Genomic DNA, 24392 nt, shown 5'->3' with positions numbered 1-24392 from the left:
TCCGGGGCCTTCGTCGTCGCTGCGTTACTTGATGCGCGAGGTGACGTTCTCGGCGTCGAACTCGTAGACGCCGATCGCGGCACCCTTCGGGTCGTTGTTCTCGTCGAACGTGATCTCGCCGGAGAGACCGTCATAGTCCGGCGTGCCGCCGTCGTTGATGATCGCGGCGCAATCGGCGAAGTTGTCGCACTTCTCGCCGTCACCGTCACCGCCGGAGACGGTGATCATCTCGGCCGCGATGTCCGGGCCCTCGACCGAGCCGGCCTTCAGCGCCGCCAGGGCGATCAGCACCACAGCGTCGTACGCCTCGGCCGAGTAGGTCACGGCGTCGATCGGGTCGTTGCCCTCGGCCGTCCAGACCTCGTTCAGCTGGTCGAGGAAGTCCTGCGGCAGCTCAGCACCGGCACGGGTGCCCTTCGAGCCCTCGAGGCTGACCGAGACGTCCGAGCCCCAGTCCTTGAGGTTGCCGTCGACGAGGTACAGGGACCCGGTGTCGACCCCGGCGTTGCCGAGCAGCGGCGCGATGGTGGCGAACTGGTCGTAGGAGACGACCGCGACCGCGTCCGGGTTCGCCGCGGCGATCTCCGAGACCTGCGCGTTGAACTGACCGTCACCCTGGTTGTACGACGCGTCGGCGACGACCTCGCCGCCGGTGCTCTCGAAGGTGGCCTTGATCGCCTCGAACAGCCCCGTGCCGTACGGGTCGTTCTGGTAGATGATGCCCAGCGTCTTGTGGCCGTCCTCGGCGATCTCGTTGCCGAGGACCTCGCCCTGGAGGTTGTCGCTCGGCGCGGTCCGGAAGTACAGCGGATTGATGCCCGTGAAGTCCGGCGAGGTGTTCGACGGGGACACGGTGAGGATGTCCGCGCCCGCGTTGCCGTCGAGGATCAGCTTGGTGACGCTGGAGGACGCCGCGCCGATCATGGCGGTGATGTCGTCGTTGCGCAGGTTGTTGATGGAGGTCTCGTAGGCCTTGTTGTCGAGGTCGCCCTCGTCGGCCGTGCTGACGTCGATCGTGATGCCGGCGTCGGCCTCGTTGATCTGGTTGACGGCGAGCTGGACACCGGCCTCCATCGGCGCGCCCAGGAACGCGAGCGTGCCGGTGGCCGGCAGCAGCGAACCGAGCTTGAGCGTCAGGTCGGCGGCCGGCTTGTCGCCACCCCCGTCCGACGGCTCCGCGTTCGGCGTGCTGCTGCAGCCCGCGATGATGAGGGCGGAAGCGCTGACCAGCGCGATCCCGGCGAAGATCCTCGCGCTGCGCGAGCCCTTCAGTGCGTTCATGATGCTCCCTTGCGTAAACGAACGTGGATGGTGACCACAGTCGGGTGCTCTAACACTAGGGCGTGCGCCCCGCGCGCAGGAGGGGCAAGTATCTCGGTGCGTTAACGATCCAGGACCGCTGTTTCCGCCTGCGAGCGGGCGGGATCAGAACCCCGCGGCGGGGGTGTCCCGGCGGCCGCGCCGCGCGGCGAGGAGCAGATCGACGACGAAGACCGCGATCGCGATCCAAACCAGGACGAACCCGATCCAGCGCTCCGGTGGCATCGGCTCCTGGAGCACGGCGACCCCGATCACGAACTGCAGGATCGGGGTGAGGAACTGCAGCATGCCGATCACGGCGAGGTCGACCCGACGTGTCCCGGCCGCGAACAGCAGCAGGGGGACGGCTGTGGCCACCCCCGCGAACGCCAGCAGCACGGCGTGCGACCAGCCCGCCGTCCCCATCGTGAGTCCGACGGGCGTCGTCGCCACGATCACGAGCTGCACCACCGCGATGGGGATCAGCCAGAACGACTCGAGCGTCAGCCCGCTGACCGCGTCGACGGCGGGGCCGATCTTCTTCTTGATGAGCCCGTACAGGCCGAAGGAGGCCGTCAGCGTCAAGGCGATCCAGGGGACGTCGCCGTACGCCACGACGATGACGACCACCGCGGCGGCCGCGATGCCGACGGCCACCCACTGCAGCCGTCGGAGGCGCTCCTTGAGCACGAAGACGCCGAGCAGCACGGTCGTGATCGGGTTGATGAAGTAGCCGAGCGCCGTCTCCACGACTTTCCCGCTCAGCGTGCCGAGGACGAACACCTGCCAGTTGACGTAGATGAGGAGGCCGGCCAGGGCCGTCCACCCCAGCAGTCGCGGACTCCGGACGATCGCGAGGAAGGCGGCCCATCCTCGGGTGACCGTGAGCAGCAGGAGACAGAAGACGAAGGAGAGCAGCACCCGCCAGGCCACGACCTCCCACGGACCGGTGGGCTGCAGCAGGAGGAAGTAGAGCGGCAGGACGCCCCACAGCAGGTAGGCGCTCCCGGCGTACGCGACGCCCGCCGTCCGGGTGGCGCGGCTCGTCTCGGGGGTCACCGCACAACCCTATGCCCGCGCCGCCGGGCGACGCGCCGTTCGGGACGCAGAAGAGGGCCCGGATGCAGAAGCATCCGGGCCCTCTGCGGACCGGGTTCCCGTCCGGCGAGCGGAGGGAACCGGGTGTGCGATCAGCGGACGACGACCGCCAGGACGTCGCGAGCCGACAGGACGAGGAACTCGTCTGCACCGAACTTCACCTCGGTGCCGCCGTACTTGCTGTAGAGCACGCGGTCGCCGACGGCGACGTCGAGCGGAACGCGGTTGCCGTTGTCGTCGATACGGCCGGGGCCGACCGCCACGACCTCGCCCTCCTGGGGCTTCTCCTTGGCGGTGTCGGGGATGACCAGGCCACTCGCGGTGGTCTGCTCGGCCTCGACCTGCTTGATGACGATGCGGTCCTCGAGCGGCTTGATGGAAACCGACACGGTCTACCTCTTCTTTCTTGACGCTGACACGAAAGACTCGTTCGCACTCTCAACCCGAGAGTGCTAATGCCAGTGTAGGCGGTCGGCTGGCACTCATGCAATGCGAGTGCCAACCCGGGTCGGGGCGGCGAGCGCGCCGTAGGCTGGGAGGGTGGAGATGTCCGAGCTGCGCGCCCTGCTGACCCCCGCCGGCCTGGAGCTGCTCGATGCGCTCGGGCCGGTCACCTCCACCGCGGAGGCCGCAGCCGCCGTCTCCCGGCTGCGGGCTGCGGGACACTCCCCCGACCTCGTCTCCGCCGTCGTCGGGCAGGCGCACCTGCGCGCCAGGGCCACGGCGAAGTTCGGCCCCTTCGCCGCCCGCATGCTCTTCACCCGCGCCGGCCTCGAGCAGGCCACCCGCCTCGGCGTGGCCGCCCGCCACGCCCAGCGGATCCGCCGAGCCGGCCTCACGAGCGTCGCGGACCTCGGCTGCGGGATCGGCGGCGACGCCCTCGCGTTCGCCGGCGCGGGACTGGCGGTGCATGCGGTGGACGCCGACGAGGTGACCGCGGCCCTCGCCGCCTACAACCTCGCCCCGTTCGGCGACGACGCCACGGTCCGGCACGCCACGGCGGAGGACGCGCTCGGAGAGCCGGTCCCCGGCCAGGCGATCTGGATGGATCCCGCCCGCCGCACCTCCGGACACAGCGAGACCCGGCGCGTCTCCGCCGACGACTACTCGCCGTCCCTCGACTGGGCGTTCGCCGTCGCCGCGCAGCGCCCCACCGGGATCAAGCTCGGCCCTGCCCACGACCGCGACGCCCTGCCCACGGACGCGGAGACGCAGTGGGTCAGCGCAGACGGGAGCGTCGTCGAGCTCGTGGTGTGGTCGCGCGAGCTGGCGAGGGAAGGAGTCCGGCGCTCCGCACTCGTCATCCGCGGCGAGCGCTCGCACGAGCTCACCGGCGCCGCAGACGCCGAGGACGCTCCCGTCCGTGCACTCGGGGCCTTCCTGCACGAGCCGGACGGCGCCGTCATCCGGGCGCGTCTCATCGGCGACGTCGCCCGCAGCCTGGACGCAGGGATGCTCGACGCGCGCATCGCCTACCTCACCTCCGATGCGGCCCTGACGAGCCCGTTCGTGCAGTCCTTCCGCGTCCGGGAGACGCTGCCGATCACGCCGAAGACGATCAACGCCGCCCTGAAGACCCACGGCATCGGCCGCATCGAGATCAAGAAGCGCGGGGTGGACGTCGATCCCGCGGCCTTCCGGCGCAAGCTGACCCTCCGCGGCGATGCCGAGGCGACCCTGATCCTCGCCCGATTCGGCGATCAGCGCCGCGCGATCCTCGCCGACCGGGTGCCCGCCGCGGACTGAGGACGGTCAGTCCTCCGACTCCCGGCCCGGGATGTCGACGCGGATCGGATCCCCGGGCGGCCCGGTGGTCACCAGGTACGACTCGCCCGTCGCTTCGTCGACCACGGCCGGGCCCGAGGTCACGGTGAGGTAGGGCGTCTGCCAGCGAGTGAAGTCCACCTCGATGACGGATGCCGACAGCAGCTCCCCGGTCTCCTGGTCGACGTCGAGCAGCTGTACGCGGAGCCCGGACTGCACCGCTTCGTCGATCGTGGCGCACTGGCGTGAGCCGTCGGCGTCGACGATCAGGCAGCGCTGGGAGGGCCCGCTCTCCGTGCTGCGGTCGCCGAGCCAGACCGGCTGCTCGCGGAAGGACCCGAGGACGGAGAGGTTGAGGTCGTAGCCGTCCCCGACGAGCTCCTCCGCCCTTGCGCGCTCCGCCTCGCCGAACTGGGCGACGAGCGTGGAGCTGCCTCCCCAGCGCTGGATGCTCACCATCGGCTCGTCCGTGGTGGAGAAGAGCATGACCGCCGTCACGCTGTCGAAGGAGAAGGAGTCCTCCTCGGCGTCCGCTGCGGAGGACGGGACGGGGAGCGAGGCGTACAAGCCCGGTCCCGCCTCCTCCCCCGCCAGACAGGTCGACTGGGAGTCCGTGCCGACGTCGAGGATCAGACACCGGCTGGCCCCGTCGTCCTGCGTGGCGAACCAGGCGAGCGCGCCCTCCGCCTCCGCCACCGGACGCACGGAGCCGGGGTCGTAGCCCTCACCGGCGAGTGCGATGCGCCGGTCCTCCTGCGCCTCCGTCAGGCGAAACGCGTCCGACCGCGGGGCGAACAGCGCCCACCCGGCCCCCACGCCGATCGCGAGGAGAGCCGCCGACGCCACGAGCACCGGCACGAGACCGCGGCGGTTCACGGCCGACGCCTCCGTCCGGGAGACGTCGTCCGGGGTGGCCGGAGGGGTGTCCTCCGCGGCCGGCACGTCCTCCGGCGCCGGGCGAGCGGTCACGGACTCCGGCGCGTCATCGCCCACGGATGGCGATTCCATCGGCTCGTCCTGCGCGAAAGGGGTCAAGCGACGATGTTCCTCCTGAAGCTCCTGAAGCCGACGGGCCGCTGCGGCGTCGAGCCCGCCGTCGCGGCCGTACGCCGCGCGCTCCAGCGCCCGGCGCTCCGCTGCCGCGGCGTCCTCTCCGTCAGTCTCCGCCCGCACCGGCGTCGCTCCCCTCGCGGATGATCGTGAAGGACGGCACTCCCGCGCTGGTCGGCAGCTCGTACGTCGTCACCTGCCCGGTCGTCGCGTCCGTCACCTGCAACCGCAGCCGCCCGTCGTGCTCCGCCAGCGTCTCGGTCTCCTCGCAGGCCATCGGAGCGTCGGCCGTCGATCCGTCGTAGACGAGACAATGCCGCCCCGAATCCTGCGCGGAGGCCGTCCAGATGGGGACATCGTCGTCGTACCCGACGACCCAGATGGAGTTCGGGTCGAACCCTTCCTCGACCAGACGCGCGGCCGCGCGGGTCTCCGCCTCGTTCGCATAGGTGATGCCGCCGCCGTCACCGATACCGTACTCCGAGACGTCGACGCTCACCGCCGGTTCGCCGTCAGGCGTGAGGATCAGCTGAGCCATGATCTGGCGCGTGTAGTCGTCGTCGCGCTGCGTCGTCACCTCGCCCCACAGGCCTTCCTCCTGCACGGTCTCGCGCCGATTGCAGCTCGGCGTCGTGCTCTCCGCCGACCGGAGGACCAGGCAGATGCTCGCGCCGCCGTTCTGCGTCGCCGTCCAGACGACAGCGTCGTCCTCCGTGGCGAGCGCACGCACCGAGCCGGCGTCGTACCGTCCGGACGCGACGAGCTCGGACTGCCACTGCTGCTGCGTGGAGCTCAGGGCGACGGCCGCTCCGCCGGTCCGGCCGAAGGCCAACCAGCCGATGCCGACACCGAGCAGCAGCACCACCACTGCGGCGAGCACGCGCGTCCCGAGGAGACGGCCCTGCCCCGCCCGGAGAGTCGGGGAGTCGGTCCGGGCGGTCGCGACCTCCTCGGATTCCTCCTCCGGCATCGCGGAATCGCCGCCGGGGGCCGGAGGTTCGTCGTCGTGCGGACCGGACGTGGCCCCGGAGGACGGCGGAGGGCCGGGGGGCCGGGTCTCCTGGACGGGATCGGTCATCGACGCGGACGCGGGCGGCCCCGCCGAGCGTGTCCGATGGGAATCCTCGAGCGCGCGCAGCCGGGCGGCCTCCGCGGCGGTCAGCTCCCCGCCGGGCCCGTACGCCTTGCGCTGCAGGGCCCTGCGCTCCTCGACGTCGTCGTCGTCCGTCATGGCCACCCCGCCTAGCCGAGTCTCTCGAACTGCATGCCCGCCCAGACCAGCCATCCCAGGCTGTACACGGTCGCGCACAGACCCAGCACGAGCGCCCAGCGCGCGATCGCGCGGTTCTCGACGGGGCGGCGCAGCGACATGATCGCGGCGATCACGGCGACGACCGCGACCGGGATCCCCCACCCCACGAAGAACGATGCGCCGAGAGCGACGATCGCCGCGAGCAGCGCCCACGGGGCCAGGCGGGTGTCGTCGACGACGGCCGGCTCGACCGCAGGCTCCCACCCCTCGTCCTCCCCGTGGTCGAGGTCGGGTCCGCTGACGACCACCGGTTCGATGCCCACCGGACCCGTGGGGAGCTTCGTGTACCCCTCCCGCGGGGCTCCGGGAAGGCGCGCCGTCCCCGCCGGACGTTCGACCTGCCCGCTCGCGCGCTCGACCCGCGCACGGGGCGTGGCCCCGTCCGGCTCCGGTCCGCGCGCGAGCCCGCTCACGCCGGCACCGCCTCCGCGACCTGGATCTCGGTGACCGGCAGCGTCGAGTCGGCGCCGAAGCCGAGCGTCGAGGCGGGGCGCCCCGACGCGATGAGCTCAGCGGCGAGCGCGGCGATCATGGCGCCGTTGTCCGTGCAGAGGGAGAGCGGCGGGATGCGCACGGTGACCCCGGCCTCGGCGGCCCTGGCCAGCGCCACCTCGCGGAGCCGACGGTTCGCGATCACACCGCCGCCCAGGAGCAGCCGCGGCACCCCGAGGTCGGCGCACGCGTTGAGCGCCTTGGTGACGAGGACGTCGACGACGGCCTCCCGGAAGCTCGCGGCGATGTCGGCGATCGGCAGCTCGCGCGCGTCGGTGCCCGCGGCGGCGTTCTCGGCTTCGAAGCGCTCGATCCAGCGGGCGACGGCGGTCTTCAGCCCGGAGAACGAGAAGTCGTAGCGATGCTTCGCGAGGTCGGAGGCACGGGAGAGCCCGCGCGGGAAGCGGATCGCATCCGGGTCTCCGCCGACGGCGGCCCTGTCGATCTCGGGGCCGCCGGGATACGGCAGGGACAGCAGCCGGGCGACCTTGTCGAAGGCCTCGCCCGCGGCGTCGTCCACGGTCTCGCCGAGCAGCTCGACATCGGTCGTGAGGTCGCGCACGTGGAGCAGGGAGGTGTGGCCGCCGGAGACCAGCAGCGCGATCGTCGGGTACTCCAGCGGCGCCGCATCCGGGGTGAGGATGTCGGCGGCGATGTGGCCGACGAGGTGGTTGACCGCGTACAGGGGCTTGTCCAGGGCGACCGCGAGGCCCTTCGCCGCCCCCACGCCGACCATGAGCGCTCCCGCGAGGCCAGGGCCGCTCGTCACCGCCACCGCATCGAGGTCGGCGAGGCGGACGTCGGCCTCGGCGAGGGCGGCGTCGATGGCCGGCTGCAGCGCTTCGAGGTGTGCGCGGGCGGCGACCTCCGGCACGACGCCGCCGTACCGGGCATGCTCGTCCATGCTGGAGGCGATCGTGTTGGACAGCAGCGTGCGGCCCCGCACGATGCCGATGCCGGTCTCGTCGCAGCTCGTCTCGATGCCGAGCACCAGGGGCTCACTCATGCGGTCGCCTCCTCCGGCGTATCGGCGGGCGCCGGATGGCGGCGCAGGTCCAGACGCATCACGATCGCGTCGACGTCGTCCGGCTGATAGTAGCGGGGGCGCCTGCCGATCTCCTCGAAGCCCTCCGCGCGGTACAGGCCCTCGGCCGGCGGGTTGTCGGCGCGCACCTCGAGGAACACCTCGTGCGCACCCCGGGCCGCGGCCGTCCGCAGCAGGGCACGCAGCAGCGCCCGCCCGCGTCCCTGTCCCCGGACCTCGGCGAGGAGGGCGATGGTCTGGATGTCGGCGTCCGCGCCGCCCTGCAGGGCCCTGACCCCGCCGTAGCCGACGATGGCCCCGCCCTGCTCGTCGACGAGGTAGCGGCCGTGCGGGCTCGCCAGCTCGCTCGCCATGGTGTCCCGGCTCCACGCGTCGGTCGGGAACGAGCGCTCCTCGATGGCCATGATCGCGTCGAGGTCGGCCGGCCTGGCGTCCCGGAGGGTCATGCGCCCACCTTCTTCGGGGCACCGGGCAGGGTGACGTCCGGGTGCCGCAGGTAGAGCGGCTCCTCGCCGGCGAGGACCCTGCCGGCGGCGAGCGCCCGTGCCCCCACCCGGGCGAGGTCGACCGCGGACAGCGTCGTCACGTCCACCCGGCGGAGGCCCGCGAGGTGCTCGTCGGCGTCGGCGGCCCGCACGAGCACGGTGTCGGCGATCGTGCGCGGGATCCCGTCCTCGTCCTGCCCGTCGAACACGGTGACGGCGACCTCGCGGCGGCGGGCGTCGGTGACGACGGCGAACGGTCCGGTCACGGTGGCCTGGATCGTGAGAGCGGCCGCCGTGTGGCTCGGGACCGGGACGACGGAGACGCCGCGGCCGAGGGCGAACGCCCGCGCGGTCGCGATGCCGATGCGCAAACCGGTGAACGGGCCGGGCCCCATGCCGGCCACGACGTGCGTGATGCCGTCGGATCCGCCCTCGCGGAGCACGTCGCGCACGAGGTCGCCGATCACCTCGGCGTGGCCCAGCGGATCGGCGGTACCGGCCTCGGCACGACGCGTCCCATCCGGGTCGATGAGGGCGACGGCGGTGCCAAGGGAGGTGTCGACGGCGAGGATCACCTCTCCAGGGTAGTCGTCACCCCGCCCGTCACGGCCGGCGCCCCGGCCCCGCACGGGTCAGCCCAGCGGCGCCCGCACGGGGTAGTCCTGGCCTTCGAGGATGACCTGCGTCGCCGCTCCCGTCGCCCGGTTCACGACGACCGGCGCCAGCAGGTTGACGCTGACACCCTCGGCGGCGGGGTGGGCGACCACGAGCACGAAGGCGTCGTCCGCCGAGGAGAGCGCGAGGTCGGCGACCTGCGCGTCCGTGAGGATCGGCGCATACTCCGTGAGGACGGTGTTCGGGTCGACCAGGTAGAGCCGCAGGGCCTCGTCCTCGACCGCCCGCATCGCGAAGAGCCCGTCCGCGCCCTCGACGGGCACGAGGGCGAAGTCCACGTGCGGAGCCAGGCCGGGCGGCGGGGCCGTGAAGGTGAGCGCGGCGGTCATCGCAGGAAGTCCATCAGCGACGGCTGCAGCACGCGCGCGTTCACCGCGAGCGCCGAGCGGTACACGAGCTCCTGCGCCTGCAGGCGGATGAGCACCTCGACCGAGTCGACGTCCTCGACCGCGGCGCGGCGGGACTCGAGGGACACGGAATTCTGCACTGCCGCCTCCTTGGCGCGTTCGATCTGGGCCTGTCTGGTGCCGACCGCGCCCTGCACGCCCAGCATCGCCGTGCGGCGGTCGTCGATCTCCGCGAGCCGTGGCCCGACGTTGGTGCCGGATCGGAGGTCGGCGACGATGCGGTCGACGAGGGCGAACACCGAGTCGTCGCCCGTGCCGAACACCGCCGCCCCGTCGGTGTCGACGCGGACGGCCGCCGCATCGGACACGCGGCGCGTGACCTCGGAGCCGGCGACACCGCTGTACGAGTAGTCGGCGGCGAAGGCCGCCGTGTCCGAGGTACCGGCGAACACGGACCGCCCGAGCAGCCGGGTGTTCGCCTGCGAGAGCAGCTCGTCGCGGATGCCCTCCAGCTCCACCGCGAGGGCCTCCTTCGCCGCGGCGTCCAGCGCCCCGTCGTTCGCTCCCTGCGCGGTGAGGTCCCGCACCCGCGAGAGCAGGGAGGTGCTGGAGGTGATCGCCGTGTCGGCCGCGGTCACCCACGCCAGGCCGTCGTCGATGTTGCGCGCGTACTGCTCGGTGCGTCGCTGCTCGGCGTGCAGGGCGAGGGCGGCGGCGGCGGCGGCCGGATCGTCCGAGGGCGCGGCGAACGCCTTCTGCGACGTCGCCTGCTCCTGCAGCCGGGCGAGCTCGGAGAGATTGGACTGCAGCTGACGCATCGCCGTCTGCGTCATGGTGGTCTGGGTCACGCGAGAGATCATGGAGCTTCTCCGATCAGCGTCCGACGACGCCCGTGCGGTTGATGAGGACGTCGAGGGCCTCGTCGACGGCGGTGAGCACGCGGGCCGCTGCCTGATAGGCGGTCTGGTAGGTGAGGAGGCTGATCGTCTCCTCGTCGCCGTCCACGGCCGCGACGGACTGCTGCGCGCCGACGGCGCCGACCGCCGCCGCATCCGAGACCTTCGCGCGCTGCACGTCGGCCGCGGTGGCCACGCCGAAGCGGGTCACCTGGTCGGTCCACAGCGCATCCGGAGAGGTCGCGCGTTGCCCGATCTGAGAGATGAGGTCGGCGTTGGTCGCGTCCTTGGAGCCGGCTCCGGGCGCGGCGAGAGCGAGCTCGGCCGCCGTGGTGACGGCCACCTGCAGCCCGAGCGCGGCGGAGCCGGTCGCCGGGAGGGTGAAGAAGTCGCCACCCGGCTGTCCGGATGCCGTCACACCGGCGCGGTGCTGCGCGTTGAGCGACTCCGCGAGCGCCGTCGCCACCCGGTCGTAGGTGGCGGCGAGCTGTGCCAGCATCCCGCCGTCCGCCGCGGGGGCGAGCACCGCGAGCGAGCCGCCGAGCTCTCCGCCGTCGACGACGAGGGGCAGATCCGGCACCGACTCCCAGGCGACCCCGACGCGCGGAGCACCGTCGATCGTCGCCGAGCCGGTCAGCGCGAGGTGACGGGCGTCGCCGCCGGCGACCAGGGCGTTGCCGCCGAGGCGCACCGTGAGCGTGCCGTCCGTCTCCAGCGTCGCCGTCGCGCCGGCGAGCCGGGCCACGTCCTCCGCGAGCAGGTTGCGGCGGTCGGTGAGCTCGTTGGCCGAACGCCCCGAGGCCAGAGCCTCGCGGATCTCGCCGTTCAGCACCGCGATCTGGTCGGCCGCGGCGTTGACCTGGCTGACGGTGCGCTCGGCGGTCCCCCGGGCGGCCGTCCACTGCGCGGCGACCGTGCGATAGCCGCCGGAGATGTGGGCGGCGAGCTCCTTCGCCGACTCCAGGATGCTCGCGGCCGCGGCACCGGAGTCCGGGGTGTTGGCGAGGTCCTGCCAGCCGGCCCAGAAGTTCGTCAGCCGGTTGGCGAGCCCCTTGTCCGTCGGCTCCGCGAGCGCCGACTCGGCGGTCGTCGCGGCGAGCGCGCGCGTGGCCCAGTAGCCGGAGGCGCCGAGGGTGTCGCGGACCCGGGCGTCCAGCAAGGCGTCGCCGAGGCGGGACACCCCGTCGATGGAGACGCCGTGTCCGGGGAGCGCGCCCATGCTGAAGCGCCCCGTCTGCGCGACGGCGGCGATGGAGGAGGTCTCGACGCGCTGCCGCGTGTACCCCTCGGTCTTCTGGTTGGCGATGTTCTGCCCCACCACATCCATGCCCCGCCGCGCGGCGGCGAGGCCGCTGGCGGCGGTGGTCAGTCCACTGAAGGTCGACATGAATCCCTCTCGGTCACATCTCGGTGTCGATGATGCGGGCGGCGTCCTCGCGGGCGCGGTCGCCGCGGGTGGTGTATTCGCCGCTCTCCTGGCCGAGAGCGGCGATCGTCTCCTGGGTGGCGCGAAGCACCCCGCTGAGCTGTTCCGCGGCGGCGTCGCGCATCTGCTCGACCTCCGCCGTCAGCTTCACCAGCGCGCGCATGTGGTCGGTGAAGACGTCGCCCCAGGCCCCGTCCGGAGCGTGCTCGATGAGCTGGCCGATCGTCGCGTCCTGCGGAGCCCCCCACTCCTCGGCGACACCGGCGACCTCGACGGCCCTGGCCAGGCTCGCGGCGCGCAGGCGGTCGAGCACCTGATCGATCTCCCTGGCCGCGAACTGGATCCAGTGCGACCGGCCGGCGGCGAGCAGCAGCTGTTGCTCGTCGAGCTTGAAAAGCAGCATCTCGAGCAGCTCGCGCTCGCGCCAGAGCTGCATCGATAGTTCGTTGGCTCCCATGATCCCCTTGTCCCCAGCGATCCCCCGCCCCACGCAGGTGCGATCGGCCCGCTTGTTAACGGTTCATAAATCTCTATCGGCCGCCGCGCCCCTAAGGTTACTATGTGGACTGGCGGCGGTTAGTGCTCCCCATGGACATATCCCGGACCTTGTGATATGACCATCTACCCCTCGCCATGGAGCTTCCGGAGTGCATCCAGAGAGGTGGATCATCCCCCATGTCGTCGCGCGCTGAGCGCAACCGCCTCGTCGAGGCCAACCTCCCCCTGGTCGGCTACCTCGCTGCAGACACCCATGCTCGGGCTACCCATATCCCCCGCGAAGAGCTCGCCGCCGTCGGCGCGCTCGCCCTCGTGACCGCCGCCGACGCCTACGACCCCGCGCTCGGCGTCCCGTTCGGCGCGTACGCCCGCCGCCGCATCCTCGGCGCGTTCGCCGACGAGATGCGCGCCATGGACTGGGCGTCCCGCGGCATCCGCAAGCGCATCAAGGAGACCGTCGCCGTCCGCGACACCCTCACCGCCGCCCTCGGTCGCACGGCGACCGCCACCGAGATCGCCACCGCCATGGGCTCCCCCAAGGAGGCGGTCGTGGAGGCCCTCGCCGACGCTGCACGCACGGTCGCCCCGCTCGACGACCCCGCCACCCGGGACCTCGTCGCCGACATCCCTCTCCCCGAGGAGTCCGCGCTGGTCGGCGAGCGACGAGAGGTGCTCGAACACGCCATCACCGCTCTCCCCGAGCGCATGCGGCGCATCGTCGTTGCCGTCTACGTCGAGGAGCGCCCCGTCAAGGAGATCGCCGAGGAACTCGGCGTCACCCACTCCGCCGTCTCGCAGCAGCGGGCGGAGGCGGTGCGCCTGCTCCGCGACGCCCTCGACCGCTACTTCGCCGAGGGCGGCACGGAGACCACGACCACCACCCGGGTGTCGCCCGCCGCGCGGGATGCGTACTTCGGCCGCATCGCCGAGGCCGCCGGCGTCCGGATCGGCGACGTCTTCCGCGCCGCCGCCCCCGCCTAACGCGTCCGCATCCTCCGCCGATAGGTGAGGGCAGGAGACCACGGATGGTCTCCTGCACAACACATCACGGAGGAAACCCTCATGGGTATGCAGATCAACACCAACGTGGGCGCGCTCAACGCCTACCGCAACCTGTCCAACACGCAGAACGACCTGTCGAAGTCGCTCGAGAAGCTCTCGAGCGGTCTGCGCATCAACCGCGCCGCGGACGACGCCGCCGGCCTCGCGATCTCCGAGGGCCTGCGTTCGCAGGTCAACGGCCTGAACGTCGCGGCCCGCAACGCCCAGGACGGCATCTCGGTCATCCAGACCGCAGAAGGCGCCCTGACCGAGGTGCACTCCATCCTGCAGCGCGTTCGCGACCTGACCGCTCAGGGCGCGAACGACTCGAACAACGCGAAGTCGCGCGAGGCGATCCAGAAGGAGATCAACACCCTCGGTGACGAGCTCACCCGGGTCGCCGACAGCACGAACTTCAACGGCATCAAGCTGCTCTCGGGCGGCGCGACGCTGACGTTCCAGGTCGGTGCGGGCTCGGTCGCCGCCGATGACCAGATCTCGGTCGCCCTGACCGATTTCGACACCCTCGGCGCCGACATCAAGACGCTCGCGGCCACGATGACCGACGCGGCATCGTACGGTGCGGCTCTGGCGGGCATCGACACGCAGATCCAGGCGGTCTCGACCGCACGTGCCGGCTACGGTGCGCTGCAGAACCGCTTCGAGTCGACCATCAACAGCCTCAACGTGTCGGCCGAGAACCTCGCCGCCGCCGAGAGCCGTATCCGCGACACCGACATGGCGTCCGAGATGGTCAAGTTCACGTCGGCGAACATCCTGTCGCAGGCGGGAACGGCCATGCTGGCCCAGGCCAACCAGGCCAACCAGGGCGTGCTCCAGCTGCTGCGCTGATCCGCGCCGCCGCACGGAATCACTCCGGGGGTCCGGGTGACGGCTTCGGCCGTCGCCCGGGCCCCGCCGCACACAGAAGGGAAGCCGCATGTCGCTCTCGCTCGACGGCCTCGTGTCGGGGCTCAAGACCACCGAGGTCATCAAGGCCCTGATGGACGTGCACGCCATCCCCCGCACGCTGCTCAAGGCCAAGATCGACGACAAGAACGTCGTCATGACGCAGCTGCGCACCCTCAACACGGCCGTGCAGAACCTCGCCGCCGCCGCCGAGAAGGCCGCAGCACCCGGTGGTCTCGACCGCTTCACCGGCAGCGCGTCGTCGGAATCGGTGAAAGTCGCCCTGCGCACCGGCGCGGCGCCCGTGTCGACCGACATCGTCGTCGACCGTCTCGCCCAGGCGCACACGGTGGTCTCCGCATCCGCGACCCGCTGGCCCGCGGACCCGCCCGTCCTGACGCTCGAGGACTCCACGGGGAAGCGCGTCCAGGTGCAGGCCGACTCGACGTCGATGCAGGACATCGCCCAGGCCATCAACGACGCCGACACCGGTGTGCTCGCCACGGCCGTCCCCGCCGGCAAGGATGCCGACGGCACCCCCGTCTACCGCCTGCAGCTCCGGGCCGAGGAGTCCGGAGAGGCCGGGCGGTTCCGCGTCTACGCGGGCGACCTCGCCGCCGTGGCCGCCGGCACCGCCACGGACGTGTCCGCGGAGCCCGGCGCCGCCGTCATCGCCACGGGCACGGATGCGCAGCTGCGTCTCTGGGCCGGCACCGCGGCCGAACAGGTCATCACCTCGTCCGGCAACACGTTCACCGATCTCTTCGAGGGCGTCGACGTCACGGTCTCCACCGTCTCGACGACCCCCGTCACGGTCACCGTCGCCGTCGACGGCGAGGCCAGGACCAAGGCCTCCGGCGAGTTCATCGCCCTCCTCACCGACATCTTCACGCGCATCGACAACGGCTCGAAGGCGACGGTCGCCGCGGGACAGGGCGAGAAGACCACCCTCGGCGTCTTCACCGGCGACAGCACCATCCGCGGTCTGCGGACGGCCCTCGCCGATGCCGTGCAGCACCCCGTGGACGGCGTCTCGCCCTCCACGATCGGCATCTCGACCGACATGTACGGCAAGCTCACGTTCGACGAGGAGAAGTTCTCCGAGGCACTGGCGAAGGACCCCGCGGCCGTCGGCGCGCTCTTCTCCGCGGTCGCGGCACGCGTGGAGCAGACGGCGACGTCCTACTCGGACAAGTACGACGGCCTGCTCACCTCGCGGATCACGGGTCAGGAGAGCGAGGTCAAGAGCCTCGGCGAGCAGATGGAGCGCTGGGACGTGCGCCTCGCGCAGCGCAAGGCGTCGCTGGAGCGCACGTACGCGCGCCTCGAGGTCATGCTGTCGCAGATGCAGTCGCAGTCGTCGTACCTCGCCTCCCAGATCAACGCGCTGCCGAGCAGCCGCTCCGGGTCGGACTCGTGAGCATGAACGCCGCTCTGCGTGCCCAGCAGCGGTACCGCGAGGACGCCATCCTGTCCGCCTCGCCGGAGCGCCTGGTCACGATGCTCTACGACCGGCTCCTGCTCGACATCGAACGCGCCGAGACGGCACAGCGGGCTGCCGACTGGACCGAGGCCAACACCCAGCTCCAGCACGCGCAGGCGATCGTCGCCGAGCTGTCGTCGTCCCTCACCGACGACTGGAGCGGCAGCGCCGGGCTGCGCTCGCTGTACGTCTTCCTCTCGCAGACGCTGATCGGCGCCAACATCGGCCGCGATCCGGAGCGCACGCACGCCTGCCGCGAACTCGTCGTACCGCTGCGCGACGCCTGGCACGCCGCCGCCCTGGCCGTCGTGGAGGGCCGCGCATGACGGACGAGGACTGGGCCGCGCTGCTCGACCGGCTCGAAACGGACGCCGACCGGATCCTCGCCGCGCCGGCGGGAGCCGTCGAGGTGCACGACATCATCCCCTGGGCGCCGCCGTCCTCCCCGCTCCCCCCGCACCTGGCCGATCGCGCCCGCGCGGTGATCGACCGGCAGCACGCCGCCATGGAGCGCGCCCGCTCGGAGCTCGAGGGGCTGCGGCAGCACCTCGGTGCCGTCCGGCGGGTGCCGGCGCCCCGCTCTCCTGATGCCCCCGCGTACCTCGACGTGGACGGGTGAGCGACCCTTCTAACGAATCCGCACGGACGGCCGACAGTCTCCCGAGAGCACGGATCGCTCGCAAGACTCGGCCAGGGAACGGCCACTTCGCCCACACACGGGGAGCCGGTTCGTGTTCGACTCTGTGACCATCACCGCACTGACGAGTGCGCTGAACGGCCTCTCGCTGCGCCAGCGAGCCATCGCCGACAACATCGCCAACATCAACACCCCCGACTACCACGCCAAGCGCGTGCAGTTCGAGGCCGCGCTCGCCGACTCGATCGCCGCCGGCGACGGGGAGGTGTCCGCCACGGTCGGGACATCGCTCGAGCCGACACGGCTGAACGGCAACAACGTGAACCTCGACACCGAGACGCTCTCCAGCATCGACACCATGCTGCGCTACCAGTTCGCGACGCAGGCCGTGAACGGGTCGTTCTCCTCGATGCGCACCGCGATGAGGACGTCATGACCTTCGACGCCATCGGGATCGCCGGCACGGGACTGACCGTGCACCGGAAGTGGCTCGACGCCATCAGCGACAACATCGCCAACATCAACACCGCGACACCGACCGACGGCGCGGCGTTCCGAGCGCGCTACATCCTGGCGCAGACCAGCGACCAGTCCCCCGGGGTCTACGTCGCCGGCACCGTCCAGGGCGACGCGGAGGGCCGGCTCGTGCACCAGCCCGACCATCCGCTCGCCGACGCCGACGGCTACGTGCGCTACCCCGACATCGACCTGGGAGACCAGATGAGCCAGCTGATCCTCGCGCAGCGCGGATACCAGGCGAGCGCGGCGATCGTGGACCGTGCCCGCAACTCCTACGAGGCGGCGCTGCAGATCGGACGGAACTCGTGAGCGCCGTGGCCGGCATCGAGGCCGTCGCCTCGTCCCTCGGCATGACCACTTCGCCCGTGACGGGCGCCAAGACCGGCGACGACGCGGCCTTCGCGAACAGTGTCACCGGGGCGATCGACGAGCTGCGCTCGCTGCAGTCCGAGTCCGACGCCCTGAAGGTCGCCGCCGTGACCGGCGACCTCGACGACATCCACGCCGCGATGATCGCCTCCTCGCGCGCTGCCGTCACCCTCGAGCTCGTCGCCGCCGTCCGCAACAAGGGCGTCGACGCGTTCAACGAGATCATGCGGATGCAGGCCTGATGCCCCCGGCAGTGACCGGGGCGTTCCAGCGGATGCGGCGGATGATCGCCGGATTCTCGCTCGCGCAGCGGACCATCGCCATCATCGGCATCGCCGTGCTCGCGCTCGGCATCATCGCCCTGTCCAGCTGGCTCAGCCGCCCCACCTACACGCCGCTGTTCTCCGGCCTGAACGCCTCCGACGCGAACGCCGTCGTGGAGCAGCTACGCTCCGCCTCCGTTCCCTACGAGCTCGCCGACGGCGGCGCCACCGTGCTCGTCCCCGAGAAGGACGTCTACGACCAGCGGCTCGCCGCCGCCTCCGCCGGGCTGCCGAGCGCCGGATCCGCCGGATACTCGCTGCTCGACGACATGGGCGTCACCACGAGCGAGTTCCAGCAGTCGGTCACCTACAAGCGCGCGATCGAGGGCGAGCTGGCCGCCACGATCTCGGCCATCGACGGCGTCTCCGCGGCGTCCGTGCAGCTCGCGATCCCCGAGGAGAGCGTGTTCGTGTCGGAGACGGTCGACGCGACCGCCTCCGTGTTCGTGGAGACCGCCGGTCGCACGACGCTCGACCAGAAGCAGGTCGAGGCGATCGTGCACCTCACCTCGGCTGCGGTCAGCGGCATGAAGCCGGAGAACGTGGCCGTCGTCGACCAGACCGGACGCACGCTGTCGACCGTGGGTGGCGGAGCCACCGGCGGCCTCGACCAGCAGGCGAGCGACTACGAGGCCCGTGTGGCCGCGAGCGTGCAGCAGATGCTGGACACCGTCGTCGGCCCGGGGAACGCGACCGTGACCGTGGTCGCCGAGATCGACCGCTCCGTGAACGAACGCGTCGAGGAGACCTACACCCCGGCCGAGGGCACACCCCCGCTCACCGAAGAGGTCCGCGAGCAGAACAGCAACGGCTCCACCTCGGAGGCAGGCGTGCTCGGTCCGGACAACATCGCGGTTCCGAACGGGAACGGCGACGGCACCTACACGAACACGGAGGAGACGCGCACCAACGCCGTCAACAAGGCCACCGAGAGCACCTCCACCCCCGCCGGAAACCTGCTGCGGCAGTCGGTGTCGGTCGCCGTGGACGCCGGCGCGGGCGGAGACCTCAGCTCCGCCCAGCTCAGCGATCTCGTCGCCACCGCGGCCGGCATCGACCGCACCCGCGGCGACGAGCTCGCCGTCGAACTCGTCGCCTTCAGCCAGACGGATGCCGAGGCCGCCCAGGCCGCGCTGCAGGCGGCGAAGGAGGCCGAAGAGGGCGCCCGTCAGGCCGCGCTCCTGAACACCGTCATCATCGCCGCCGCCATCGCCATCCCCCTCATCGCCGCGATCGCCGCCCTCATCGTCCGTTCGCGGCGGAAGGCACGCGGTGTGGAGGAGTTCGACCAGCTCTTCGGCGACCGCCCCGCCGAGTTGTCCGCGCTCTCGGCCGACGCGCCGACGGCCGTGCTGGAGGCGCCGACCACACCGCTCGCCTTCCTCGAGCCGGTCCCCGACCTCGACCCCGAGCCGGACCCCGAACCCGCGCAGATCAGCCTGGAGCGCCGCCGCGCCGAGATCGCCGCCCTCACCCGTCAGGATCCGCAGCGCACCGCGGAGCTGCTGCGCACCCTCATCGACGACAGGTCGCGGGTATGAGCGGACTGACCGATCGGCAGACGGCCGCGATCGTCCTGATGAACCTCGACCGCGCACAGGCCGTCGAGGTCATGAAGCACCTCTCCGAAGCGGAGGCCGAGGCCGTCGCCGCCGAGATCATCGGACTGCAGGATCTCGACGCGGAGACGACGGTGCAGGCACTCGGGCAGTTCCATCGCATCGCCGCCGGGCACCTCCCGCCGGCGCGCGGCGGACGCGACATCGCCGCGGGCCTGTTGGAGGCGTCGTTCGGCTCCGAGCGGGCGGCGGCCGTGCTCGGCCGGGTCGGCTCGACCTCGATGAGCGCGTCCTTCGACTTCCTCGCCTCCGCCGATGCCGCCCATCTCGCCACGCTCCTCGACGGCGAGCTGCCGCAGACCGTCGCCCTCGTGCTCGCCCATCTCCCCGCCGATCAGGCCGCCGCGGTCCTCGCCGCGCTGCCCGATCCGGCCAGGACCGACGTGGCCCAGGCCATCGCCACCATGGGCACCGCCTCGCAGGAGGCCATCACGATCGTCGCCGATGCCCTCAAGGCCCGCACCGGCAGCCTCGCCTCGCGGGACAGCCCCGAGGTGCTCGGCGGAGTCGAGCCGCTCGTGGAGATCATCGGGCGCTCCGGTGCGACGATCGAGAAGGCGCTGCTCGCCAGCATCGAGGACCGCGACAGTGCCCTCGCGGAGGACATCCGGTCGCGCATGTTCACCTTCGCCGACATCGTCAAGCTCGACGACCGCGACACCCAACGCGTGCTGCGGGGCATGGACATCCGCTCGCTGGCCCTGGCTCTCAAGGGCGCACAGCAGCCCATCGTCGACCTCATCCGCCGCAACGTGTCCGAGCGCAACCGCGAGAACCTCGACGAGGAGGCCAGGACGCTGGGCCCTGTGCGCGTCTCTCAGGTCGAGGAGGCGCGCGCCGAGATCGTCCGGACGATCCGTGCGCTGGAGGCCGCGGGAGACATCACCGTGCAGCGGGCCGACGAGGACGAATATGTCTACTGACGCGTTCGCGCCCGCCGCGTTCCCGCGACTCGGCGGATCCGACCACCGGGCCGAGCAGGAGCGTGCGCGCCGCCGCGGGTACGCGGAGGGGCACGCCGTCGGCTTCCGGGCGGGGGTGGCCGATGCCGAAGCTGCTCGACGAGAGGCCGAGGCCGCGCAGGCGGAGCGGGAGCGCATCCGGGCCGAGGACGTCTCGGCCGCCGTCGCCGCGCTGCACGCCGCGGCCCGGTCCCTGACCGCCCGAGAGACCGCGCTGGAGTCCGCCGCGACCGCGCAGGTGCTCTCGCACGCGATCGACCTCGCGGAGCTCATCCTCGCGGCCGAACTGGGCGACGCAGGATCGTCTGCGTCCGCCGCGGCTCGCCGCGCCCTGAGCGCGACCGATGCAGCCGCCGTACGGCGTCTCCGCGTGCACCCGGAAGACCTCCGCATCCTCGCCGAGGAGGCAGGAGAGGGCATCTCCGAGATGGCACTGGTGGCCGACGACACCCTCGCCCGCGGCGACGCCGTGGCCGAGCTGGAGCACGGCCTGATCGACGCCAGGGTCGGGACGGCCCTCGCCCGCGCGCGCCGCGCTGTCCTGGAAGGCGCGCCGTGAGCTCCTGGGCCGCCGTGCTCGAGGCGGCGCGTCCGGAACGGATCGGCGAGGTCTCGCAGGTGCGCGGTCTCAGCGTGCAGGTCCGGGGCCTCGACGGCGCCGTCGGGGACGTGCTGACACTCGACGGCATCGACGCCGAGGTCGTGGCCACGGGCGAGGACGGCCTGCGGTGCATGCCCCTCGCCCCGGTCGCCGGGCTCACCGTCGGCGCCCCGGTTCGAGGGCGTGGCGGCCCGGTTCGGGTTCCCACCGGATCCGCGTTGCTCGGCCGGGTCCTGGACGGCCTCGGACGCCCCATCGACGGCAAGGGCCCCCTCGCAGCGCCGCACGTGAGCCTGGACCACGACACGCCTTCGATCATGGAGCGCGACCGCATCGACACCCCGCTCCCCCTCGGCGTGCGTGCGCTCGACACGCTGGTCAGCGTCGGCCGGGGACAGCGCGTCGGCCTGTTCGCGGGATCCGGGGTCGGGAAGTCGTCGCTGCTGTCGATGATCGCCCGCGGCACCGAAGCCGAGGTCACCGTCATCGCCCTCGTCGGCGAGCGCGGCCGCGAGGTGCGCGAGTTCATCGAGGACGACCTGGGCCCGGAGGGACTCGCGCGCTCCGTCGTCGTCGTCTCCACCTCGGATCAACCGGCGATGGCCCGCATCCGCGCCGCCTTCACCGCCACCCGCATCGCGGAGGCCTTCCGTGACGAGGGCGCACACGCCATCCTCATGATGGACTCGCTGACCAGGGTCGCCATGGCCCAGCGCGAGATCGGGCTCTCCGCGGGCGAGCCGCCGGCCACCCGCGGCTACCCGCCCTCCACCTTCTCCCTCCTCGCCGGGCTGCTGGAGCGCGCCGGCACCGACCGCACCGGCTCCATCACCGGCATCTACACCGTGCTCGTCGACGGCGACGACCACAACGAGCCCATCGCCGACACGGTCCGCTCGATCCTCGACGGCCACGTCGTGCTGGATCGCACCCTCGCGCTCGCCGGTCATCACCCCGCGATCGACGTCCTCGGATCCGTCTCCCGCGTGGCCGGCAAGGTCACGAGCCGGGAGCGCCGCGACCACGCCGCCACCCTCCGTGCGGTGCTCGCGGCGCGACGCCGGGCGAACGATCTCATCGACATCGGCGCCTACCACGCCGGTGCCGACGCCCGCATCGACGCGGCGATCGCGCACGAGCGCGTCATCTCGGCGTTCCTCACCCAGCCGCTCGACGAGACGAGTCCGATCGAGGAGTCCTGGATGCGGCTGGAAAGCCTGGTCTCCGCCTTCGAGGGGGTGTCATGAGCAGAGGGTTCTCCCTCGCCGGTCTCCTGCGGGTGCGGGAGATCCAGGAACGCGCGGCGGCGCAGCGCCTGTCGCGCGCGGTCATCGACGCGCAGCACACCGAAGCCAGGGACCGGGTCCTGCGCGCACATCTGGCCGGCACCGATACGGAGGCCGTGGACGTGCGTGCGCTCGCCGCGCTCGCCGCAGCCCGCGTCTCCGGTCGCGCCCTGCTCGCCGATCTCACGGCGCTCGCCGACCTCCAACGGGAGACGGTCGCCGAGGCGCGGTCCGCGCACGCCGACGCCCGGCGCACTCTCCGCGGACTCGAACGGCTCGCCGACGACCACGCGGAAGCAGTGCGGACGGCAGACCTGCGCGCAGAGCAGGCGGAACTGGACGAGATCGCCTCCCGATCGCGGACGGAGAACCCGGCATGACCGCCCTCGACCTCCTCGCGGCTCTGGACGTGCGCCCCGTGCGCCCCACAGCCCCGGTGCCCCGCGGCGCCCCCGGAGCCGCCACGTTCGCCGATGCCGTGCGTGATGCCGCGCGGGAGACGGAGCCGGCCGGCCCCGAGTCGCCCGAGGGGACCGCGGCCGACGCCGCCACCGGCAGCGACGGCACCACGGCAGCCGTTCCCGCCGGCGGTGCCGTCGCCACGCCGCCTCCGCTCCCCGCCCCGTCGTCCTCCGGGTCCGCGATCGCTCCGCCAGCGGTGCTGCCTGTCGCTCCGTCGGATGCCGACTCGACCGCGGTCCCGACGCCGCCGCACGGAGAGGACGCCCCGGCTCCTCCGTCTCCCGCGGGTCCGGCCGGCCCCGGCATCGACGCGCTCGCACTGCCCGCCAGCAACGCGCCCACCCTGCCCGCCATCGACGCGGCCGCCCCTGCGGCGACGTCTCCTCGTGCGGATGCGGTGCCCGCGGCGGCCGGCAGGGCGCCGGACGCCGCACCGATCGAGGCCGGAGCGGTCCGGTCGGCAGCCGCTCTCCCGTCGTCGGCTCCGACGACAGCGCCTCCGACGATCGAAGCGGTCGTGCCGTCCCCGCCCGCCTCGTCCGTCGACGCAGCGGCGGGTGCGCGCGCCGGCGCCGACGGCGGGACGAGCACGGGGTCGGAAGGCCGGATGTCCCGCCTCGCCGGTCCGGCGCCGGACGGAGCGACGGCCACGCTCGAGCCCCCGACCGAGGCCACGACCGTCCCCGAGACCTCCTCCCAGCCCCCGACACCCTCGGCCCCCGCGCCGGTCACCGCCGCGCCGGCGGGCCCGACGAGCATCGACCCGGTCGCGGCCGGGTCCGCCACCACGCCGAGCCCGGTCGCCGCCACGGCCACCGCCCCCGTCGCGCCGCCGAGCACCGTCCCCGCGCCGGTCCGCCCGGCCCTGCTCCCCCAGGTGGCGGCCCCGGTGCTGTCCTTGGCCCAAGCCCCCGACGGCGACCACCGGATCACGCTCACCGTCTCGCCGGAGAACCTCGGTCCCGTCACCGTGCGGGCCCACATCGCCGGCTCCACCCTCCGCATCGAGCTGCAGGCCCCGAGCGAGATCGGCAGGGACGCCCTCCGCGCTCTCCTCGTCGATCTCCGCCGGGACCTCGCGGTCGCCGCGCCGCACGCCACCCTCAGCCTCAGCACCGGGGACGGCTCGTCCTCCTCGCCTCAGCACGGCGCGACGACGCACGGCCAGACCGGGAACGGTGACCAGGACACCCCGCGCCCGCAGCCCGTCCCACGTGCCCCGACCTCGGCGCAGGCCGCATCCCCGCCCCCGCCCGCACCGCCCGCCGCGCCCACCGGCGGCATCGACGTCTACGCCTGACCAGAGAGGACTCCATGACCACGGTCGACTCCATCACCGGCACCCTGCCCCCGGGTGCCACGCCGACGTCCGGTGTGCAGACCGGCAGCACGACGCCGGCGACCGAGCGCAAGAAGACCCTCGACTCCGAGGTGTTCCTCAAGCTGCTCGTGACCCAGCTCACCAACCAGGATCCGAGCTCGCCGATGAACACCAACGAGATGATCTCGCAGACCACGCAGCTGGCATCCATGGAGCAGCTGACGGCGCTCGCCTCGACGAGCACCGAGAGCTTCGCCCTCAGCATGCGGCAGACCGCCGCCGCCCTCCTCGGGCAGGAGGCCCAGTACGTCGACGCCGACGGCATCACCCAGAAGGGCATCGTCACCGCGGTCTCGTATGCGGGAGCCATCCCCACCGTGACCATCGGCGAGAAGTCGATCCCCCTCGACGCCGTCTCCGGCGTCTCCCTCGTCCCCGGCACCGCTGCCTGACCCCGCTCCCCAGAAAGGCAC

At 72.3% G+C, this 24392-nt stretch carries 29 protein-coding genes; 16 read left to right on the top strand and 13 right to left on the bottom strand.

Annotated features, from left to right (window positions below; all coding sequences use genetic code 11):
- Positions 1-24 precede the first annotated feature (24 nt).
- The 3 genes from KZC57_RS13785 to groES all read right to left on the bottom strand — a co-directional run bounded on the left by KZC57_RS13785 (position 25) and on the right by groES (position 2786).
- Positions 25-1281 carry an ABC transporter substrate-binding protein gene (locus KZC57_RS13785; protein ID WP_060923111.1) on the bottom strand — a complete coding sequence of 419 codons (1257 nt, stop codon included), beginning with the start codon at positions 1279-1281 and terminating at the stop codon, positions 25-27.
- A gap of 144 nt (positions 1282-1425) precedes the next feature.
- Positions 1426-2358: an EamA family transporter RarD gene (gene rarD, locus KZC57_RS13780; RefSeq protein WP_060923112.1), complete on the bottom strand. Its 933-nt coding sequence runs from the start codon at positions 2356-2358 to the stop codon at positions 1426-1428.
- Positions 2359-2489: 131 nt separating this feature from the next.
- The gene (gene groES, locus KZC57_RS13775; RefSeq protein WP_017203655.1) at positions 2490-2786 is read right to left on the bottom strand and encodes a co-chaperone GroES; all 297 of its coding nucleotides are present in this window, start codon (positions 2784-2786) and stop codon (positions 2490-2492) included.
- A 157-nt stretch (positions 2787-2943) separates the two neighbouring features.
- Between groES and KZC57_RS13770 the strand changes: the two genes are divergently transcribed.
- Complete coding sequence (locus KZC57_RS13770; RefSeq protein WP_276550914.1) at positions 2944-4143, top strand: SAM-dependent methyltransferase; 1200 nt, start codon at positions 2944-2946, stop codon at positions 4141-4143.
- Between the two features lie 6 nt (positions 4144-4149).
- Here KZC57_RS13770 and KZC57_RS13765 read toward each other — a convergent pair whose 3' ends face one another.
- The 10 genes from KZC57_RS13765 to flgN form a co-directional block, all read right to left on the bottom strand.
- On the bottom strand, positions 4150-5169 hold the full coding sequence (locus KZC57_RS13765; RefSeq protein WP_247641983.1) for a hypothetical protein: 1020 nt from the start codon (positions 5167-5169) through the stop codon (positions 4150-4152).
- A 148-nt stretch (positions 5170-5317) separates the two neighbouring features.
- Entirely contained in the window at positions 5318-6442 is a 1125-nt protein-coding gene (locus tag KZC57_RS13760; RefSeq protein ID WP_060923330.1) for a hypothetical protein, read from the bottom strand.
- Between the two features lie 11 nt (positions 6443-6453).
- Entirely contained in the window at positions 6454-6936 is a 483-nt protein-coding gene (locus KZC57_RS13755) for a hypothetical protein (RefSeq protein ID WP_060923329.1), read from the bottom strand.
- Entirely contained in the window at positions 6933-8021 is a 1089-nt protein-coding gene (tsaD, locus tag KZC57_RS13750; protein WP_144880721.1) for a tRNA (adenosine(37)-N6)-threonylcarbamoyltransferase complex transferase subunit TsaD, read from the bottom strand. Before tsaD ends, KZC57_RS13755 begins: the two co-directional genes overlap by 4 nt.
- Positions 8018-8506 carry a ribosomal protein S18-alanine N-acetyltransferase gene (gene rimI, locus KZC57_RS13745; RefSeq protein ID WP_247641982.1) on the bottom strand — a complete coding sequence of 163 codons (489 nt, stop codon included), beginning with the start codon at positions 8504-8506 and terminating at the stop codon, positions 8018-8020. Before rimI ends, tsaD begins: the two co-directional genes overlap by 4 nt.
- Positions 8503-9120, bottom strand: a complete 618-nt coding sequence (gene tsaB / locus KZC57_RS13740; RefSeq protein ID WP_217583958.1) for a tRNA (adenosine(37)-N6)-threonylcarbamoyltransferase complex dimerization subunit type 1 TsaB — start codon at positions 9118-9120, stop codon at positions 8503-8505. Before tsaB ends, rimI begins: the two co-directional genes overlap by 4 nt.
- Positions 9121-9177: 57 nt before the next feature.
- Positions 9178-9549: a flagellar assembly protein FliW gene (locus KZC57_RS13735; RefSeq protein WP_217583960.1), complete on the bottom strand. Its 372-nt coding sequence runs from the start codon at positions 9547-9549 to the stop codon at positions 9178-9180.
- On the bottom strand, positions 9546-10415 hold the full coding sequence (gene flgL / locus KZC57_RS13730) for a flagellar hook-associated protein FlgL (RefSeq protein WP_306304914.1): 870 nt from the start codon (positions 10413-10415) through the stop codon (positions 9546-9548). Before flgL ends, KZC57_RS13735 begins: the two co-directional genes overlap by 4 nt.
- Before the next feature lie 25 nt (positions 10416-10440).
- Complete coding sequence (gene flgK, locus KZC57_RS13725) at positions 10441-11850, bottom strand: flagellar hook-associated protein FlgK (protein ID WP_217583962.1); 1410 nt, start codon at positions 11848-11850, stop codon at positions 10441-10443.
- Between the two features lie 13 nt (positions 11851-11863).
- Positions 11864-12346 (bottom strand): flagellar export chaperone FlgN, encoded by a 483-nt coding sequence (flgN, locus tag KZC57_RS13720; protein WP_025104341.1) that lies wholly within the window; start codon positions 12344-12346, stop codon positions 11864-11866.
- A gap of 218 nt (positions 12347-12564) precedes the next feature.
- Between flgN and KZC57_RS13715 the strand changes: the two genes are divergently transcribed.
- The 15 genes from KZC57_RS13715 to KZC57_RS13645 all read left to right on the top strand — a co-directional run bounded on the left by KZC57_RS13715 (position 12565) and on the right by KZC57_RS13645 (position 24371).
- Entirely contained in the window at positions 12565-13368 is an 804-nt protein-coding gene (locus tag KZC57_RS13715) for a sigma-70 family RNA polymerase sigma factor (protein ID WP_060923201.1), read from the top strand.
- Between the two features lie 81 nt (positions 13369-13449).
- A complete protein-coding gene (locus tag KZC57_RS13710) occupies positions 13450-14280 on the top strand; it encodes a flagellin (RefSeq protein WP_060923202.1) in 831 nt (276 codons plus the stop codon).
- Positions 14281-14368: 88 nt separating this feature from the next.
- Entirely contained in the window at positions 14369-15757 is a 1389-nt protein-coding gene (gene fliD, locus KZC57_RS13705; RefSeq protein WP_105949351.1) for a flagellar filament capping protein FliD, read from the top strand.
- A gap of 2 nt (positions 15758-15759) precedes the next feature.
- Positions 15760-16146, top strand: a complete 387-nt coding sequence (gene fliS / locus KZC57_RS13700) for a flagellar export chaperone FliS (protein WP_060923204.1) — start codon at positions 15760-15762, stop codon at positions 16144-16146.
- Positions 16143-16439, top strand: a complete 297-nt coding sequence (locus KZC57_RS13695) for a hypothetical protein (protein WP_247641981.1) — start codon at positions 16143-16145, stop codon at positions 16437-16439. Before fliS ends, KZC57_RS13695 begins: the two co-directional genes overlap by 4 nt.
- A 112-nt stretch (positions 16440-16551) precedes the next feature.
- Positions 16552-16893, top strand: coding sequence for a flagellar basal body rod protein FlgB (gene flgB / locus KZC57_RS13690; RefSeq protein ID WP_060923206.1), 342 nt, complete (start codon positions 16552-16554; stop codon positions 16891-16893).
- Positions 16890-17285, top strand: coding sequence for a flagellar basal body rod protein FlgC (locus KZC57_RS13685; RefSeq protein WP_060923207.1), 396 nt, complete (start codon positions 16890-16892; stop codon positions 17283-17285). The genes flgB and KZC57_RS13685 overlap by 4 nt, the downstream gene beginning before the upstream one ends.
- 41 nt (positions 17286-17326) lie before the next feature.
- Entirely contained in the window at positions 17327-17587 is a 261-nt protein-coding gene (gene fliE, locus KZC57_RS13680; RefSeq protein ID WP_060923210.1) for a flagellar hook-basal body complex protein FliE, read from the top strand.
- Positions 17587-19209, top strand: a complete 1623-nt coding sequence (gene fliF, locus KZC57_RS13675) for a flagellar basal-body MS-ring/collar protein FliF (RefSeq protein ID WP_105949349.1) — start codon at positions 17587-17589, stop codon at positions 19207-19209. The genes fliE and fliF overlap by 1 nt, the downstream gene beginning before the upstream one ends.
- Positions 19206-20210: a flagellar motor switch protein FliG gene (gene fliG / locus KZC57_RS13670; protein WP_060923209.1), complete on the top strand. Its 1005-nt coding sequence runs from the start codon at positions 19206-19208 to the stop codon at positions 20208-20210. Before fliF ends, fliG begins: the two co-directional genes overlap by 4 nt.
- Positions 20200-20808, top strand: coding sequence for a FliH/SctL family protein (locus KZC57_RS13665; protein WP_247641980.1), 609 nt, complete (start codon positions 20200-20202; stop codon positions 20806-20808). Before fliG ends, KZC57_RS13665 begins: the two co-directional genes overlap by 11 nt.
- The gene (locus KZC57_RS13660) at positions 20805-22097 is read left to right on the top strand and encodes a FliI/YscN family ATPase (protein WP_247641979.1); all 1293 of its coding nucleotides are present in this window, start codon (positions 20805-20807) and stop codon (positions 22095-22097) included. Before KZC57_RS13665 ends, KZC57_RS13660 begins: the two co-directional genes overlap by 4 nt.
- Positions 22094-22516 (top strand): hypothetical protein, encoded by a 423-nt coding sequence (locus KZC57_RS13655; protein ID WP_247641978.1) that lies wholly within the window; start codon positions 22094-22096, stop codon positions 22514-22516. Before KZC57_RS13660 ends, KZC57_RS13655 begins: the two co-directional genes overlap by 4 nt.
- Complete coding sequence (locus KZC57_RS13650; RefSeq protein WP_247641977.1) at positions 22513-23898, top strand: flagellar hook-length control protein FliK; 1386 nt, start codon at positions 22513-22515, stop codon at positions 23896-23898. Before KZC57_RS13655 ends, KZC57_RS13650 begins: the two co-directional genes overlap by 4 nt.
- 14 nt (positions 23899-23912) lie before the next feature.
- Entirely contained in the window at positions 23913-24371 is a 459-nt protein-coding gene (locus tag KZC57_RS13645; protein WP_060923654.1) for a flagellar hook assembly protein FlgD, read from the top strand.
- The last annotated feature ends 21 nt before the right edge of the window (positions 24372-24392 follow it).

The sequence above is a fragment of the Microbacterium sp. KSW4-4 genome (genome assembly GCF_023091185.1).
In the GTDB taxonomy this organism is placed as follows: Bacteria; Actinomycetota; Actinomycetes; order Actinomycetales; family Microbacteriaceae; genus Microbacterium; species Microbacterium paraoxydans.
The sequence above is the reverse complement of the archived record's forward strand: the minus strand, read 5'-3'. Positions and strand labels throughout refer to the sequence as shown.

Excerpts from the sequence above, each read along its gene's own strand:
- KZC57_RS13785 (WP_060923111.1), bottom strand. The coding sequence starts at position 1,281 with ATGAACGCACTGAAGGGCTCGCGCAGCGCGAGGATCTTCGCCGGGATC.
- KZC57_RS13770 (WP_276550914.1), top strand. The coding sequence starts at position 2,944 with ATGTCCGAGCTGCGCGCCCTGCTGACCCCCGCCGGCCTGGAGCTGCTC.
- KZC57_RS13765 (WP_247641983.1), bottom strand. The coding sequence starts at position 5,169 with ATGGAATCGCCATCCGTGGGCGATGACGCGCCGGAGTCCGTGACCGCT.
- KZC57_RS13760 (WP_060923330.1), bottom strand. The coding sequence starts at position 6,442 with ATGACGGACGACGACGACGTCGAGGAGCGCAGGGCCCTGCAGCGCAAG.
- tsaD (WP_144880721.1), bottom strand. The coding sequence starts at position 8,021 with ATGAGTGAGCCCCTGGTGCTCGGCATCGAGACGAGCTGCGACGAGACC.
- rimI (WP_247641982.1), bottom strand. The coding sequence starts at position 8,506 with ATGACCCTCCGGGACGCCAGGCCGGCCGACCTCGACGCGATCATGGCC.
- KZC57_RS13735 (WP_217583960.1), bottom strand. The coding sequence starts at position 9,549 with ATGACCGCCGCGCTCACCTTCACGGCCCCGCCGCCCGGCCTGGCTCCG.
- flgK (WP_217583962.1), bottom strand. The coding sequence starts at position 11,850 with ATGTCGACCTTCAGTGGACTGACCACCGCCGCCAGCGGCCTCGCCGCC.
- flgN (WP_025104341.1), bottom strand. The coding sequence starts at position 12,346 with ATGGGAGCCAACGAACTATCGATGCAGCTCTGGCGCGAGCGCGAGCTG.
- KZC57_RS13715 (WP_060923201.1), top strand. The coding sequence starts at position 12,565 with ATGTCGTCGCGCGCTGAGCGCAACCGCCTCGTCGAGGCCAACCTCCCC.
- KZC57_RS13710 (WP_060923202.1), top strand. The coding sequence starts at position 13,450 with ATGGGTATGCAGATCAACACCAACGTGGGCGCGCTCAACGCCTACCGC.
- fliD (WP_105949351.1), top strand. The coding sequence starts at position 14,369 with ATGTCGCTCTCGCTCGACGGCCTCGTGTCGGGGCTCAAGACCACCGAG.
- fliS (WP_060923204.1), top strand. The coding sequence starts at position 15,760 with ATGAACGCCGCTCTGCGTGCCCAGCAGCGGTACCGCGAGGACGCCATC.
- KZC57_RS13695 (WP_247641981.1), top strand. The coding sequence starts at position 16,143 with ATGACGGACGAGGACTGGGCCGCGCTGCTCGACCGGCTCGAAACGGAC.
- KZC57_RS13685 (WP_060923207.1), top strand. The coding sequence starts at position 16,890 with ATGACCTTCGACGCCATCGGGATCGCCGGCACGGGACTGACCGTGCAC.
- fliE (WP_060923210.1), top strand. The coding sequence starts at position 17,327 with ATGACCACTTCGCCCGTGACGGGCGCCAAGACCGGCGACGACGCGGCC.
- fliF (WP_105949349.1), top strand. The coding sequence starts at position 17,587 with ATGCCCCCGGCAGTGACCGGGGCGTTCCAGCGGATGCGGCGGATGATC.
- fliG (WP_060923209.1), top strand. The coding sequence starts at position 19,206 with ATGAGCGGACTGACCGATCGGCAGACGGCCGCGATCGTCCTGATGAAC.
- KZC57_RS13665 (WP_247641980.1), top strand. The coding sequence starts at position 20,200 with ATGTCTACTGACGCGTTCGCGCCCGCCGCGTTCCCGCGACTCGGCGGA.
- KZC57_RS13655 (WP_247641978.1), top strand. The coding sequence starts at position 22,094 with ATGAGCAGAGGGTTCTCCCTCGCCGGTCTCCTGCGGGTGCGGGAGATC.
- KZC57_RS13650 (WP_247641977.1), top strand. The coding sequence starts at position 22,513 with ATGACCGCCCTCGACCTCCTCGCGGCTCTGGACGTGCGCCCCGTGCGC.
- KZC57_RS13645 (WP_060923654.1), top strand. The coding sequence starts at position 23,913 with ATGACCACGGTCGACTCCATCACCGGCACCCTGCCCCCGGGTGCCACG.